Source organism: Streptomyces sp. NPDC002935 (assembly GCF_040611295.1).
In the GTDB taxonomy this organism is placed as follows: Bacteria; Actinomycetota; Actinomycetes; order Streptomycetales; family Streptomycetaceae; genus Streptomyces.
The window spans coordinates 478,890-492,714 of sequence record NZ_JBEXNW010000001.1; the positions used below are offsets into that span (position 1 = coordinate 478,890).

The following is a 13,825-nucleotide window of genomic DNA, read 5'->3' on the forward strand; positions in this document are numbered from 1 at the left end:
ACGCCGCGAACCACGGGAAACGACCCCAGTCCTAGGCTCGGTGAGACTCTTGAGCGCATCCCAGGACGGCCACGACGGGCTGGAGCCCCGAGTGGGGCCCGATCCCCAGGGTGAACCCGAATTCCACCCGTACCACCACCCCGCCGCCGGCTGGGGTGCGGCCAAGAGCGTGAGCCGCTTCCTGGTGCGCGAACGCGCCCTCGTGGACGGCCCGCGGGCGATCATGCGCATGAACCACGAGAACACGGGCTTCGACTGCCCGGGATGCGCGTGGCCCGACGACACCAAGGGCCTGCACCTGGACATCTGCGAGAACGGCATCAAGCACGTCACCTGGGAGATGACGGGCAAGCGGGTCGGCAGAGAGTTCTTCGCCGCCCACTCGGTGACCGAACTCTTCGGCTGGAGCGACTACGACCTGGAGGACCAGGGCCGGCTGACCGAGCCGATGGTCTACGACCCGGAGTCGGACCACTACGTACCGATCAGCTGGCGCGACGCGTTCGAACTGGCCGGCCGTGCCCTGCGGGAACTGGACGATCCGAACCGGGCGTCGTTCTACACCTCCGGCCGCCTCGGCAACGAGGCCACCTTCCTCTATCAGCTGATGGCCCGGGAACTGGGCACGAACAACCTGCCCGACTGCTCGAACATGTGCCACGAGGCCAGTGGCCGCGCTCTGCAGGCGTCGCTCGGCACCGGCAAGGGGACGGCAGACCTCAAGGACTGGGAGGCCACCGACGCCCTGTTCATCATGGGCGTCAACGCCGCCTCCAACGCGCCCAGGATGCTCACCGCCCTGGCCGAGGCCTACCACCGCGGCGCCCAGATCGTGCACGTCAACCCGCTGGTCGAGGCGGCCGCCACCCGCACCATCGTTCCGCACGACTTCACGGACATGGCCCTCCTCAAGACCACCCGGACCAGCACGCTGAACCTCCAGCCCCGCATCGGCGGCGACATGGCGCTCCTGCGCGGCATGGCCAAGGCGATCCTGGAGCAGTCCGGGACCGACCCCAAGGCCGTGGACCAGGAGTTCATCGACCGCCACACGGCCTACTTCGACGAGTACCGCGCGGTGTGCGAGGCCACGTCCTGGGACGAGATCGAGCTCCAGTCCGGGATCGACCGGGACGGCATCCTCAAGGCGGCACGCGTGTACCGCGACGCCGACCGCTCCATCATCAGCTGGTGTCTCGGTGTCAGCCAGCACGAACACGGCGTCGACACCGTGCGGGAGATCGTCAACCTCCTTCTCCTGCGCGGCAATCTGGGCCGCGAAGGCGCCGGACCTTCACCGGTGCGCGGCCACAGCAACGTCCAGGGCAACCGGACGTGCGGCATCGACCACCGGCCCGCCGAGGAGTTCCTGGACCGGCTCGCCGAAGTCTGCAGGATCGACCCGCCCCGTGAGCACGGCAAGGACACCGTGGCCACCATTCACGCCATGCACCGCGGCGACGTGAAGGTGTTCGTCGGCATGGGCGGCAACTTCGCGCTCGCCGCGCCCGACACCCCGTACACCTACGCGGCACTGCGCAACTGCGACCTCACGGTCCAGGTGAGCACCAAGCTCAACCGCAGTCACCTCGTGCACGGCCGCCGGGCGCTCATCCTGCCGTGCCTGGGCCGGACCGAGAAGGACCACCAGCGAGGCGGCCTCCAGAGCACCTCGGTCGAGGACTCGATGAGCATGGTCCACCTGTCCGTCGGCATGAAGCGCCCCGCCTCGAAGCACCTGCTGTCCGAGCCCGCCATCATCGCCGGCCTGGCCCGCGCCGCTCTCCCGGACAGTGACACTCCGTGGGCGTGGTACATCGAGGACTACGACCGCATCCGCGACACGATGGCGCGGACCCTCGACGGGTTCGAGGACTGCAATCGCCGGGTGCGCCTGCCGCTCGGCTTCCGCATCAAACAGCCCGCCCGCGAACTGGTCTTCCTCACTCCCACGGGACGCGCCGAGTTCTCCACGGCCCCGCTGCCCGACGTGGTCCCCGCGCCCGGCACCCTGGCGCTCGGCACCATGCGCTCCCACGACCAGTGGAACACCACGATCTACTCCGACAACGACCGCTACCGGGGCGTCAAGAACCTGCGCACGCTCGTCTTCATGAACGAGGACGACATGCGGGAACGCGGCGTCTCCGAATTCGCTCCGGTCGACATCGTCAGCACCGCCAAGGACGGCAGCCACCGCCGTCTCGACGGCTATCTGGCCCTTCCCTACGACATCCCGCGCGGCTGCGCGGCCGGCTACATGCCGGAGATGAACGTGCTGTGCGCGATCGGCGACTACAGCGCCCAGAGCGACCAGCCCCTGATGAAACACGTCAAGGTCACCATCACGCCGGCCGGCACGAATCACGTGGACAGGGCGCGATAGCCAACTCCCCCCGGTCCCACTGGAATAGGATGCCGAAAGTGGTACATCGGCAATATTCCGCGCGGCCCCTCGGGCGCCTTCGCCCACTGCCCCCGTCCGTCCTCCTCGTGCGGCGGGGTGACGGCTCATGACCGCCCAGGACGCGGCCGCCGAACTGGTCGGACTGTGGCCGCGATTGCCAGGGCTGGTCGGCCGGCACTGGCCGGATGTGCGGGCCCGACTGCTGGAAACGACAGGACGGCTCGGCCGGGCCGGTACGGACGAGGAGCGGGTCGAACACGCCGAGTCCTTACTGGAGTTGGTGCTTCCCTACCCGCAGGCCCGTGAGGCCCTCTCGAAGGCCTACTTCCGCGGCCGCCGATCGGGAGAGCCGGACGGCGCCGCGGACATCGACTGGGCGGCTGTGTCGCGCCTGCTGGACGCGATGCCTCATGAGCAGTGGATCAACGCACGGTTCGAAGGGCGTTCGCCGGACGAACCGCTGCCCGCGCACCGCAAGCACCGACTGGTCGTCGACGTCGACCGTTTCGCCCACCCGCACGCCTTCGCCTCCGCCCAACTCGCCCTGACCGTACCCGGGGACGCCGACTCCGCGGTGCTGGAGGTCGACGTGCACGGCGACCCGGAGTCCGTCGAGGTGGTCCCGGTGTGCCGTTCCCTGGTGGTGTGGCGAGGAGTTCCCGAACCGGCCGGGACCGACGGCCCGGCCGAGGCGGCGTTCGACATCACGCTGCTCAGGGACGACCGCCCGGTGAACCTGGTGGCGGTACTCCGTACCGCGGACGGGCACATGCGCCAGACGATCGTCATGACGCTGCATCCCTCGGGACGGCTCGAACGGGAGGCACCCCTCCTGCCCCCGTGGCGGACCGGAACCCACAGCACGAGCGTCGCGCTCTCGCTGGTGATCGTCCGTATGCACGGCGTCCCGCACATCCTGGCGTGGGACCGCGGCGGCGCCGTGTCGGCGGAACTGCCGCACAGCCCGGACCGGCTGGACCGGATGGTCCGGGACGTACGCGCGGGGATCGGCGGCCTCCTCACGGGACCGCACGGCCGCGGGTACGAGGAGTCGCTGGACATCCCGCGGGACGTGTACGAGGCGGACCTGCGCGGTGTGGCGCGTACGGGCCTCGGATTCTTCAACGCGCTGTTCCGCGGTGGGCGGTCCGGCAGCCCCCAACTGGCGAGGATCGGCGAGATGATCGTCACCGCCCTCGCCGACGCCGGACGGGACGCGGAACCACCCCACATCGAGATCGTGCCCAACGGGCTGAACCTGCCCTGGCATCTGCTGTACGTCGCCGACCGGTGGCGGGAGGAGACCCTGTCCCCCTATCGACTGCTGGGCCTCGGAGCAAAGCTCACACTCGTCCCCGAATCCTGCGAGCACCGGCACCGCACGGACGAGGCGGAGCGGCCCGCGTCCGACACGACGGCCCTCATCGCGGTCAACACCGACATCGACCGCCCGGGCACCGGCGCGCCACGCTCCCTGGTGTCGGGCCAGGTCGGCTACTGGAGAGGCCGCATCGCGGACCGCGCGGAGATCATCGACGACGGGGACCGGGTGGCCGAGGCGCTGAGGGCACCGGCCCGGCCCGACTCCCTCTGGTACTTCTACTGCCACCTCGTGCCCGGCGGACCCGGGCCGGGCGCCGACCCCACCCTCCTGTTCGCGGGGCACAAGCAGGTGAGCCTGACGGACATGCGCCTCGACGCCCCCGACGACGTTCCGCTGCCCGGTGCTCCCCTCGTCGTCCTGAACACCTGCGCGTCCACCGCCCGCGGCTCCGCACTCCACGAGGGCTTTCCCTCCTACTTCCTGGACAAGGGCGCACGCGCGGTGATCGGCACGGACATCGAGGTGCCCACCGAGTTGGGCGCGGCCTGGGCGCAGCGCTTCTTCGACCGCCTCCTGGAGGGTGTGCCGCTGGGGGAGGCCCTGCACCGGACGGCCCGCGACCTCGTCGAGGGGCACCGCAACCTGCTGTGCCTGCTCTACACGGCGTTGGGCTCCGCGGACGTACGGCTGGTGCTGCCGTGATCCGGGTCGAAGCCCTGCCCGCCCGGCACGGAGACTGCCTCTGGGTCGAGTGGGACGACGGTCCGCACCTGCGCCGGATGCTCATCGACGGCGGGCCCGGCGGACCGCGCGAGCTGCCTGCCGGGCTGGCCGCGCGCTTCGACCTTCAGCCCGAGGACCAGCGCGAGTTCGAACTCGTCGTGTGCACCCACATCGACGACGACCACCTGGCGGGGCTGGTCCCTCTGCTGACCGCGCCGCCGAGGAACTTCTCGGCGCGCGACATCTGGTTCAACGCCCTCGAACACACCGGTTCCGCGGACACCCTCGGCGTAGTGGGCGCCCAACGCCTGACGGACTGTCTGCGGGACGGCCGGTTTCCCTGGAACGCGGCCACCCGCGGACGACCGGTCGTCGTACCGGCCGAGGAGGCCCCGCCGCGGTTTCCCCTGCGCGGACTGCGCCTGACCCTGCTCTCGCCGTGGCCGGACCAGCTCACCGCCCTGCGCGCGCACTGGCAGCGGGCCGCTGCCGCACGAACCGCGCACGACCGCGCGGACCGGGACGTCCTCGGAGCCGGGGACCCCTTCGCGGGGGCGGACGCGCGGACCCTGGCGCAGCTCGCGGCCCACCCGTACCACGCGGACGACAAGGCACCCAACGGCTCCAGCATCGCCTTCCTCGCCGAGCACCCCGACGGCAGCCGGGTGCTGTTCGGCGCCGACGCCCACGCGGACGTCCTGGTCCGCTCGGTCCACCGGATCTGGCACGGCAACGGGTTCCCCGTCTCCCTGGTCAAGGCACCGCACCACGGCAGCGCGCACAACACCAGCAGCGAGCTGACGGCGGCCCTCGGCTGCGGGAACTGGCTGATCTCCACCAACGGAGGACACGGACACGAGGCGCGGTCCCGGGCCGGCCTCTCGACGCACCCGGCGCCCGAGACCGTCGCGCGGATCATGGTCAGGAACGCGGCGGCCGGCCCGCCCGGCGAACCGAGCGAGCCGCACACCACCCTCTGGTTCAACCACCGCTCACCCAGTACGGAGCGGTACGCCGCCCCCGCCCTGCGCGATCTGGGGCTGCGCACCGAGTATCCGGACGACGACACGAAAGGGATCACCGTGGTCGTGTCCCGGGGGAGAGTCTTCCGCGGGGGAACGACTCCGCGGCCGTGACGACCGGACCGGCGCAGCTGCGACCGCCCGGAGGCCGGGTCCCGTCCGACGCCGGTGTGACCCGACCCGGAGGCGGGGCCCCGGACGCCGGGGTCAGCCCGTCGGGGAGGCGGGCGGGGTGTTCTGGTCCGGCAGCGCGGACGTCTCCAGCAGGCGCTCCGCGTACAGCCATGCCGCCGACTCCACCCATCGCGGTCGTACGAGCAGTGACCAGAACGCGACCAGGCCCACCTGCATGACGCACAGAGCCGCCACCACGGCCGTGGCCGGCCGCCCTGGAAAACCGTCCGATACGAACAGCCATGCCACCGTGCCCAGCAGTCCGACGACGGCGGTGGCCAGCGCGTACGGCCGCAGTCCGAGGGCGTTCCGCCGGAAGCCGTACTCGCAGTTCTGCTCCATGACCAGCCCGCAGCCGGGCAGATCGCGGGCCCGGGACCTGAGCACGAGTCCCGCCGCGTCGTAGACACGGTCGGCCGCCTGCGGATCCCGCAGCTCCTCCGCCTCCGTCGGCAGCCGCAGCGAGGGTCCGATGATCCGCTGGACCGCCTCGTGGAAGTAGACGAGCCGGGTGCGGTCCCCGGGCCCCCGCCAGCGGAGCAACTGGACCGTGGGCTTTCCTCCCCACGATCGGAAGAGCGCCTCCTCGATCCGCTTGCCCCGGCTGCGCCCCAACTGATCGGCGCAGAGGGGAAGACCGCTGCAAACGATCAGCGTCCACATCCAGGAGGAGCGCGGCATCGCTGGAAGTCCCGCCGCGAGGGGCAGGGCCACGGGGAGCAGCCCGATCAGCAAGGGGCGCAGCCGGGCCCGCCGGTTGTAGCCGTCGAGGAACATGGACAGGCCGTAGTGGTTCATCGCTCTCCCCGATCGTGGTCCGTGCGGTGCGGCGCGCCACGCGTCAGACGCCCACATAGGTGAAACCCGCCCACTGATCCGGGTGGGCGTGGGAGCGGCCCGTCGGGGCGCCACGGAGGGAGAGTGCGAGACTGAAGCGCCGCGCGGCCTGTCGCGGCAGCCAGCCGGCCGCTTCGGCCACGGCCCGCGCGTAGTGGTCCAGTTTCTCTTCGTCGGTGGTGTCCCGCATCCACATCTGTGCGTGGGCGAGTGCCACGGGGGGCGGCACCGGATGCTCCTGATGGCGCCAGAGCCGGTAGAACTCCGTCATCAGCATGGCGGTCGCCACGTCCGACACCTCCCAGAGCGAGGCGAGCACTCCGGCCGCGCCCGCCTGGAGCAGCCCCGTGGGCAGCGAGACGACCTCGTCGGGCAGATCCGTGCCCGGTACGAAGGTCTCGCAGGCCGACAGCACGGCGAGCCGCAGCCGCAGCCGGAGCGCCAGCAGGTCCGCGAGCCGGAGCCGGTCGGTCCCCGCCAGCAGCAGATGACTCTCCAGCGGGGCACCGAGGTCCACCTTCCCGTGACAGGCGAAATGGGCGACATCGGCCCCGCGCAGGGCGGCGGAGACCGAAGCGGTGCCGGCGTCCGGGCCGGACAGCGTGGGCTCGTGGTCGTCGGGGAAGGCCGCCCGGGCGACGAGCGTCTCGGTACCGGCGTACTCCAGCACCCGCCCCAGGGGCGTGCGCGGCGGGTCGGCCACGGTGACCAGCCGCCTGGCCGGGATCCGGGACAGGGCGCGGGCCGCGCTCAGGGCACGGGCGTTGGGGATGTGACTGAGGGTCAGCTGGTCGAGCGCGTAACGGCGCCCGGTCGGTCGCGAGGGGTCGGCGGTCCACGCCGCGTGGAGCGGCAGCAGCCCGAGGAGGCCGCTCGCCACCAGCGTCGCGGCGCCGTCCTGGGAGAGCCGTGGCAGCACCGGCGCCATGACGGCGGACCACAACCAGTGCGTGAGGTCGTCGAGTTCGCTCCGCCAGCCGTGCCCCGCCTCTTCGGAGGTGTCCTTGGCCTCGCCGTGTGCGGTGAGGTAGGGCGTCACCCGCTCACGCAGGGCCCGCGTGGTCAGCTCCGGCAACGGCACGTGCTCCACGTCCGTGCCCCGCGCGATCAGGGCCAGTCCGCCGGGTTCCGCCGACGCGAGGTAGACGAGCGGCGCGTCGCAGGCGGCGGCCACGATGTCGTTCAAGGTGGGCGGGGCGAGGAACGAGGCGAACTCCCGGACCCCGCCGGTCTCGACACTCCGGATCTCCTCGACCACCTCGTCCAGCTCGCGGCGCGCGGCCCGGATCTCCTCCGCGCGGTCGTCGTAGGCCATGGCTCCCTCCTCTTCCGGTGTTCCGGTGTTCTGGTCTTCCGGTACCGCGGACTACGTGCCCGCCCCGCCGTACGCCTCCGTCGCCCGCTCCAGCCGCAGCATGGCCCGCTCGTAGCGGGCGGCCAGGTCGGGGCGGGTCGCGCGCAGGGTGCCGAGGGCGAATCGCTGACGGTCCAGGGACTCGGCGAGGATGACGGCCCGCACGGTCTCCAGAACGACGGCCGCACGTTCCCGTTCGCCCGCGGCCGCGTGGAGCCGGGCCGCCCGCCGTCCGGCGTCGGCGGCCTCGACCAGCACGGTCTCCTTGTCGGTGCGGGTGGTCTGGGTGACCGCCACCCGGTGCAGCAGGGTGAGCATCCAGTCGTACGCCTCGGCGGCCTCGCGCGGTCGGTGCGCCCGCCACGCCCGGTCGGCCCAGTTGCGGGCGGTGTCCAGCGCGGTGGCGGGCATGACCGGGGCCAGGGTCCGCACGACCTGCCGGGACCGGTTCGACGCCTCGGCCCAGTCGTCGCTCAGGCCGGTCGCGGCGGCACGGATGTGCAGCATCTGAGCGAGCCCGGCGTCGGCGTGCGCCCGCTGCGGGGTGCCCTTCGGCAGCCGTTCGGCGTCCGTGCCGCGCAGCTCCAGTGCCCGCGCGAAGTCCTCGGCGCGGCCGTCCCTGACCCCGCGCAGCAGCAGGGCCTCCGCGTGACGGCGGCGCGCCGCGGGCGTGATGTCGCGCTGCTGCCCTGGGGAGCGCAGCACACCCTCCAGCAGGACGATGGCCTCGTCGAGGTCGCGGGGCTTGCGGTCGCCGGACTCGGCGTACCGGTTGACCAGGCTCTGCGCCAGCATCACCGCGGCGCCGCGGACGTGCACCCCGACGGCCACCTGGTGCGCCTCGCGCGCCAGCACCACGGCGTCCTCCACGTCCTGGTCGGCGCGTTCCGGGTGCGCGCGCCGGTAGTGGTGGGCGCGCGTGAGCCGGTGGTGGGCGGCGTCGCACAGCATCGGAGCCCGTGACGGGTCGTCCGGTGCGATGCCGTGAAGGGTCCGGTCGGCCAGCATCACGGCCCGGTCCGCCTCGGACAGCCGTCCGGTGAGTGCCGTCGAGAGGGCGGACCGGGTGGCCGCCAGCTGGGTGGGCAGACCGGACGAGGCCAGACCGGGCAGCAGCCGGCCGTCGAGGACTCCGCCGGAGGGTTCCGGCACGCTGTCCAGCGCGGTCGGGTCCGTTCCGACCCTGACCAGCTCCTGGCGCGCCGCCTCCAGGTTGGCCCGCAGCGCCTCCGCGAACCCGACGATCGTGGACGAGCCGTCCGTCCGTGCCAGCTCCTCCAGCAGCTCCACCGCCCGCCCGGCGTCCGCGGGGTCCCCGCTGACCCGGCGGCACCGCTCCAGCAGGGCGCCCGCGAGCCCCATCGTCAAGGGGCCGCGTTCGTGGTCCGGGAGCCGTGCCGCGCCGAGCGCCCGGCCGAGGTGGTCCAGGGCGCGGTCGAGGTCGTCCGGACGGTGGCGGAGTTCGTGCAGGATCACATAGCTCTGCCCGATCCGGCCGAGGACCTCCGCCTGCCGCGCGGAACCGTCACGGAGCCCGTCCAGCGCCCCCCGCCACACCGTGATCGCCTCCTCCTGGGCCCGCTCGGTGCGGCCGTACGACAGGCAGCCCGCGAGATTGCTGCTCAGCGTCCGCCGCTCGGGGCGCCCCTCGGGGACGAGACGCAACGCCTCGCGGGCCGCGCTCACCGCCTCGTCCCAGTGACCCCGCTCTCCGGTGCAGCGGTAGGCGGCCAGACGCGCCTGGCTCACGTTCGACAGGGCGACCGCGCGGCGCAGTTTCGAGGCGTCTGGGCCGGGCAGCGCCGCGAGGGCCAGGCGCAGCAGCTCCGGTACGCGGTCGCACGGAACCTCCTCGCTCAGGAGTCGGTCCAGGTCCACCTCGTATCCCCTTCCTGCCCGGCGCGGTCGTACGCCACCTCGGCCACCACCGCCGCCTCCGCTCCCGGTTGCCGCGGGAGCCGAACCAACAAGTATCGCCAGGAGCCGCCCTTGTGCGGCGGGAACGGCGAACTCTCGCGAAAAGGGGCCGAGTTGTCGCGAACAGTGGACATTCCGGCCCCTGGCATCGCTACAGTGCGGGCCCGGAAGGTGTAAGTCGCGATCAACGGGCGCAAAAGCAGCGAAAGCGCTGAGGCCCGTAGGGGGACCATGGGCGCCGCATCAGGCCCGTCGGACAGGGATTCCGGTAGGAGATCCAGGGGGTACGGAGCGACCGGCGACGGGGAGGACGTCACCGGCCGCGATCGCACGGACCACACGGGCGACCGGGGGGACCGCACGGACGCCACCCGACGGGACACGGTTCCCCCGGAAGGCGCGCGGGCCACGGACGCCACCCGCGTCGACACCCGGCCGAGGCAGTCCGCCGGGAGTGGGCCGACCGAGGACCCGACGGCGGACTGGATCCATGTGCCGACCGTCATCACGGAGCGCTACCAGGTCATCAAGGCGCTGCCCGCCGGGGGCGAGGCCCTCGGCGTACGGCATGTCAAGGACCGCTTGGACGGCTCCGAATGGGTGGTGAAGCTCTACCGGGGGTCGTTGCGCCGCAACGTACCCGTCATGACGGCACTGAAGGAGGCCGACCACCCGCATGTCGTCCGCGTCCGGGACTTCGGTTCGGAGCGGGACACCCACGGCATCGACTGGCCCTGGGAGGTGCTGGAGTACGTGCCCGGCGGCTCGCTCGACGGGAGGCTCACGGGCCACGAAGCGCTGCCCGAGGCCGACGTGCGCGCCGTCCTGGCACAGCTGACCGAGGCACTGCACTACCTGCACAACGACCTGCGCATCGGGGACGGCCGGGGCGCGGCGCACCGGGACGTGAAGCCCGCCAACATCCTGCTGCGCCGCCGGAACGGCCCCGTCGAGGCGGTGCTGGCCGACTTCGGCCTCGTCGCGGAGACGCGCGAGACCCGGCAGACCGACCTGGCGGCGGGCAGCTGGATGTACCAGGCACCGGAGACCTTCTACCGGGCGGACCGGCGCTCCGCCCAGGACTGGTGGTCGCTCGGTGTGGTGGTCGTACGCATGCTCACCGGTCGGAACCCCAACGACGGCGGCGCCGGCGGCTGGTCCGGCCCGCAGGCCCTGTTCGAGTACCTGACCACCCATGACGTGGACCTCAGCGGTGTCGCGGACGCCCGCTGGCGCCAGTTGTGCGCGGGGCTGCTGACCCGTGCGCCCGAACACCGCTGGGGCCGCGAGCAGGTGCGCGTCTGGCTCAACGGCGGCAGCCCCGAGGTGCACAGCGCACCGACGACGCAGCCCGTCGGCAAGCCCTTGGGCGTGAACGGCGAGACGTACTACGACCTGGCGAGCCTGGCCGAGGCCATGGCCGAGTCGGCCTGGCCCGTGTCCCGCAGCCCGTTCCTGTCGGCCGAATGGCTGGGCTCCCTGCGTGGCTGGCTGGAAAGGGAGTTCAACGGAGGCGGGATCCCCGGCGAACTCGTCGAGCAGCCCGCCGAGGACGCGCGGGCCGCGGCCGTCCGGGCGGCCGCGTTCCGGGCGGCGGTCCTGAAGCGGACGCCGCCGAGGTTCGCCGGCCACCCCGCCGACGCCGCGGGACTGTCCGCGCTGGCGGCGTCCTCCGCCCCGGAGGACCGACAGGTGGTGGCCGTCATCAGCGGGGACCTGCTGCATGTCCTCGCCTCTCACCCGTGCGCCACCCCGACCGCGGCCGGCCATCGGCGGTGCGGCAGCCGCTGCAGGGTCCTCGCGAACGCCGCCGAGACACTGCCGGAGGTCGAGGCGAGGCTCGGGCGGGAGATCACGGACCTGCGCTCGCGTGTCAGGAACAAGGCCTCCGCCGGCCTGGCCGACGCCCTGCGCGGGCTGCACCAGGACCGCGAGCTGCGCGTGCTGTGCCTGCGCGGAGTCCTCGACCCGGCGGGCCTGCGGCGGCTGCGGTGGAACATCCGCACGCAGCGCGGCACTTCGAAACTGCGGTCCTGCGCCTGGTGGATGGAGCTGTCGGCCACGGCCCTGCGCGACCGCGACTCCCCGGCCCGGCTCCTGCTCGCCCAGGTACTGCTGCCGGTCGCCAGGGCCGACGGACACAACGAACTCCGGAAGCCGGGCGGACGCAGGGAACGCTGGCGGACCGAGGCCATGCGCGCCCTGAGCCGGGCACGGGCGTACGCGCTGCGGCTGTCCGCCGACCTCGTCACCGCGGCCCTGCTGTTCTGCACCTCGCTCGTCGTGCTGTACGTGGCGGTGGTGGCCTGGTTCAGCTGGTCCGGGGACCGGCCCGAAACCGACCTCGGCAGGTACGCGTCGACCGCCGTGCACCTGCAGTACACCCTGAGCGTTCCGCTGGCCGCGGTGCTGCTGTCGCTGGTCCTGCTCCAGGCCGGACCCGCTCCGGCGGCCAGATTCGCCGCGTGGTGCGTCGTGGCGTCCGGCGTCGCGCTCGCCGTGACGCTGTGGAACGGCCACGGCGGCGACATCCGCTTCCCCTACCTCCCCGGAGCGAACCTCAAGGACTCCCTGCTGGAACTGGAGACGCAGCCGGGTATCGGGGACCATCCGGGGACCGCCGCCTGTGTGGCGGCCGCGATCGCGACGGCGTGCCTGATCGGCATCGCCCACTGGGCGGAGCAGCGCCCCGCCCGCGCCCCCGGCCGCTACGCCGCCTCGGCGACCTGGGCCCGCGCACTGACGGTCCTGGTGGTGCTGGCGTTGCTGATCGGCCCCGCCTTCGACTGGTGGCCCCCGGCCCTCGTCCCCACCGAGACGAAGGAGCTGTGGTGACGAACCGACCGGGGGAGGCGCCGTCATGAGCTCGATGGGAGCCGCTTCCTACCGGGTCGAGACCCCGGAGGAGATCGAGGCCAGGCGGCGCCGGGCCGCCCGTGAGCGCTACCGCCTGGCGGCCGTCCGGTACGGCGCGCTCGTGACGGAGAGCGCGGGCTACCGAGCCTCGTACGGCAAGGCGATCTCCGCCGTCCGGTCCGCCGCCGAACCGTCCGGGAACGCCTCGGCGGACGAACTGGAGGCCGCGGCCACGCGACTGGACACGCAGCGGCAACAAGCACGCGCCGTCCTCGACGCCCAGCTCACCGGCGCCTTCCGCGAAACACTGTCGGCCCTGGTGACCCGCCCCGCTCCGCGCGTCACACGCCGCACGGCAACGGTGTCCCCGAGCGCCGAGCAGGCCCGGGAGACCCGAGCCCGCCAGGAGCGGGAGTCCGCCGAAAGCGTGGCCGCGCTGGCGGAACGCGCCGCCGGCCTGCTGGCCCGACTGCCCGCCGGCGCGCCCGCGCACGTACGGGAGTCATGCCGCGCCAACGCCGCCGAGGTGGCGTCCGCCCCCGGCGAGCAGCGGGCGCGCCTCGTCCTCGCGTCGCTGGAGGAACGCGTCCGCGTCGCGGAGCGCGCACAGTACGCGGTCGACGCCGCGGCGGAGCGCGCCGCGGTCCTCGCGGCACGCCTGCAGGACGTACCGGGCGCGTACGCCGGGCAACTGGCCCGCGGACTCGCCGAGGTGGCCGAGGAACGGCGGGACGAGGTGCCCTCGGACCTGGTCGCGGAGGTGGAACGGGTGGTGGCCGAGGCCGACATCGCCCGTACCCGCCGGATCGCCGCCCAGGCCCTCGCCCGGGTGCTGGCCGACCTGGACTACCACGTCGCGGAAGGATTCGAGACGGCCCTCGTCGACCAGGGCACGGCCGTCGCGGGACTGCCCGGCGAACCGGGATACGGGCTGAAGGTCCTGTTCGACCGCGGGAGTTCGAGACTGAACCACATCGTCGTACGGGACGCGGAGACGGACGGAGGAGAACACGCCGACCGGCGTGCGCAGCAGGCCTTCTGCAACGGGCTGCCCACCCTCGTCAACGGGCTGGGCCGGCACCACGTGCGGTTGAGGGAGACCCACCGGGAGGAACCGGGGCGGCAACCGGTCCCCAGGATCGCCGCGGGGCTCGTACCCCGGCGTGAAGAGGAGCGGGGCCAGGACCACCGACGCGAACGGGAGGCATAGG

At 72.8% G+C, this 13,825-nt stretch carries 8 protein-coding genes; 5 read left to right on the forward strand and 3 right to left on the reverse strand.

The genetic code is table 11. From position 1 onward, the window contains the following. Positions 1-49: 49 nt before the first annotated feature. The 3 genes from ABZX90_RS02040 to ABZX90_RS02050 all read left to right on the forward strand — a co-directional run bounded on the left by ABZX90_RS02040 (position 50) and on the right by ABZX90_RS02050 (position 5,590). On the forward strand, positions 50-2,386 hold the full coding sequence (locus ABZX90_RS02040) for an FdhF/YdeP family oxidoreductase (protein WP_355200820.1): 2,337 nt from the start codon (positions 50-52) through the stop codon (positions 2,384-2,386). Between the two features lie 127 nt (positions 2,387-2,513). Continuing rightward, positions 2,514-4,433, forward strand: coding sequence for a CHAT domain-containing protein (locus tag ABZX90_RS02045; protein WP_351126827.1), 1,920 nt, complete (start codon positions 2,514-2,516; stop codon positions 4,431-4,433). Further along, positions 4,430-5,590 carry a hypothetical protein gene (locus tag ABZX90_RS02050; RefSeq protein WP_351126829.1) on the forward strand — a complete coding sequence of 387 codons (1,161 nt, stop codon included), beginning with the start codon at positions 4,430-4,432 and terminating at the stop codon, positions 5,588-5,590. Before ABZX90_RS02045 ends, ABZX90_RS02050 begins: the two co-directional genes overlap by 4 nt. 93 nt (positions 5,591-5,683) lie before the next feature. Here ABZX90_RS02050 and ABZX90_RS02055 read toward each other — a convergent pair whose 3' ends face one another. Genes ABZX90_RS02055 through ABZX90_RS02065 form a run of 3 tightly spaced genes read right to left on the reverse strand, consistent with a single transcriptional unit; the run spans position 5,684 to position 9,719 of the window. Further along, positions 5,684-6,448 (reverse strand): hypothetical protein, encoded by a 765-nt coding sequence (locus ABZX90_RS02055; RefSeq protein ID WP_351126831.1) that lies wholly within the window; start codon positions 6,446-6,448, stop codon positions 5,684-5,686. A 43-nt stretch (positions 6,449-6,491) separates the two neighbouring features. Next, positions 6,492-7,802, reverse strand: a complete 1,311-nt coding sequence (locus tag ABZX90_RS02060) for a CHAT domain-containing protein (protein ID WP_351126833.1) — start codon at positions 7,800-7,802, stop codon at positions 6,492-6,494. A 51-nt stretch (positions 7,803-7,853) separates the two neighbouring features. Then, positions 7,854-9,719: a hypothetical protein gene (locus tag ABZX90_RS02065; protein ID WP_351126835.1), complete on the reverse strand. Its 1,866-nt coding sequence runs from the start codon at positions 9,717-9,719 to the stop codon at positions 7,854-7,856. A 270-nt stretch (positions 9,720-9,989) separates the two neighbouring features. Here ABZX90_RS02065 and ABZX90_RS02070 point away from each other — a divergent pair, with 270 nt between their 5' ends. Both ABZX90_RS02070 and ABZX90_RS02075 read left to right on the forward strand, forming a co-directional pair. Then, positions 9,990-12,593 carry a serine/threonine-protein kinase gene (locus ABZX90_RS02070; protein ID WP_351126837.1) on the forward strand — a complete coding sequence of 868 codons (2,604 nt, stop codon included), beginning with the start codon at positions 9,990-9,992 and terminating at the stop codon, positions 12,591-12,593. A 25-nt stretch (positions 12,594-12,618) separates the two neighbouring features. Then, complete coding sequence (locus ABZX90_RS02075) at positions 12,619-13,824, forward strand: hypothetical protein (RefSeq protein ID WP_355200824.1); 1,206 nt, start codon at positions 12,619-12,621, stop codon at positions 13,822-13,824. Position 13,825 lies beyond the last annotated feature (1 nt).

Excerpts from the sequence above, each read along its gene's own strand:
- ABZX90_RS02075 (WP_355200824.1), top strand. The coding sequence starts at position 12,619 with ATGAGCTCGATGGGAGCCGCTTCCTACCGGGTCGAGACCCCGGAGGAG.
- ABZX90_RS02060 (WP_351126833.1), bottom strand. The coding sequence starts at position 7,802 with ATGGCCTACGACGACCGCGCGGAGGAGATCCGGGCCGCGCGCCGCGAG.
- ABZX90_RS02070 (WP_351126837.1), top strand. The coding sequence starts at position 9,990 with ATGGGCGCCGCATCAGGCCCGTCGGACAGGGATTCCGGTAGGAGATCC.
- ABZX90_RS02055 (WP_351126831.1), bottom strand. The coding sequence starts at position 6,448 with ATGAACCACTACGGCCTGTCCATGTTCCTCGACGGCTACAACCGGCGG.
- ABZX90_RS02045 (WP_351126827.1), top strand. The coding sequence starts at position 2,514 with ATGACCGCCCAGGACGCGGCCGCCGAACTGGTCGGACTGTGGCCGCGA.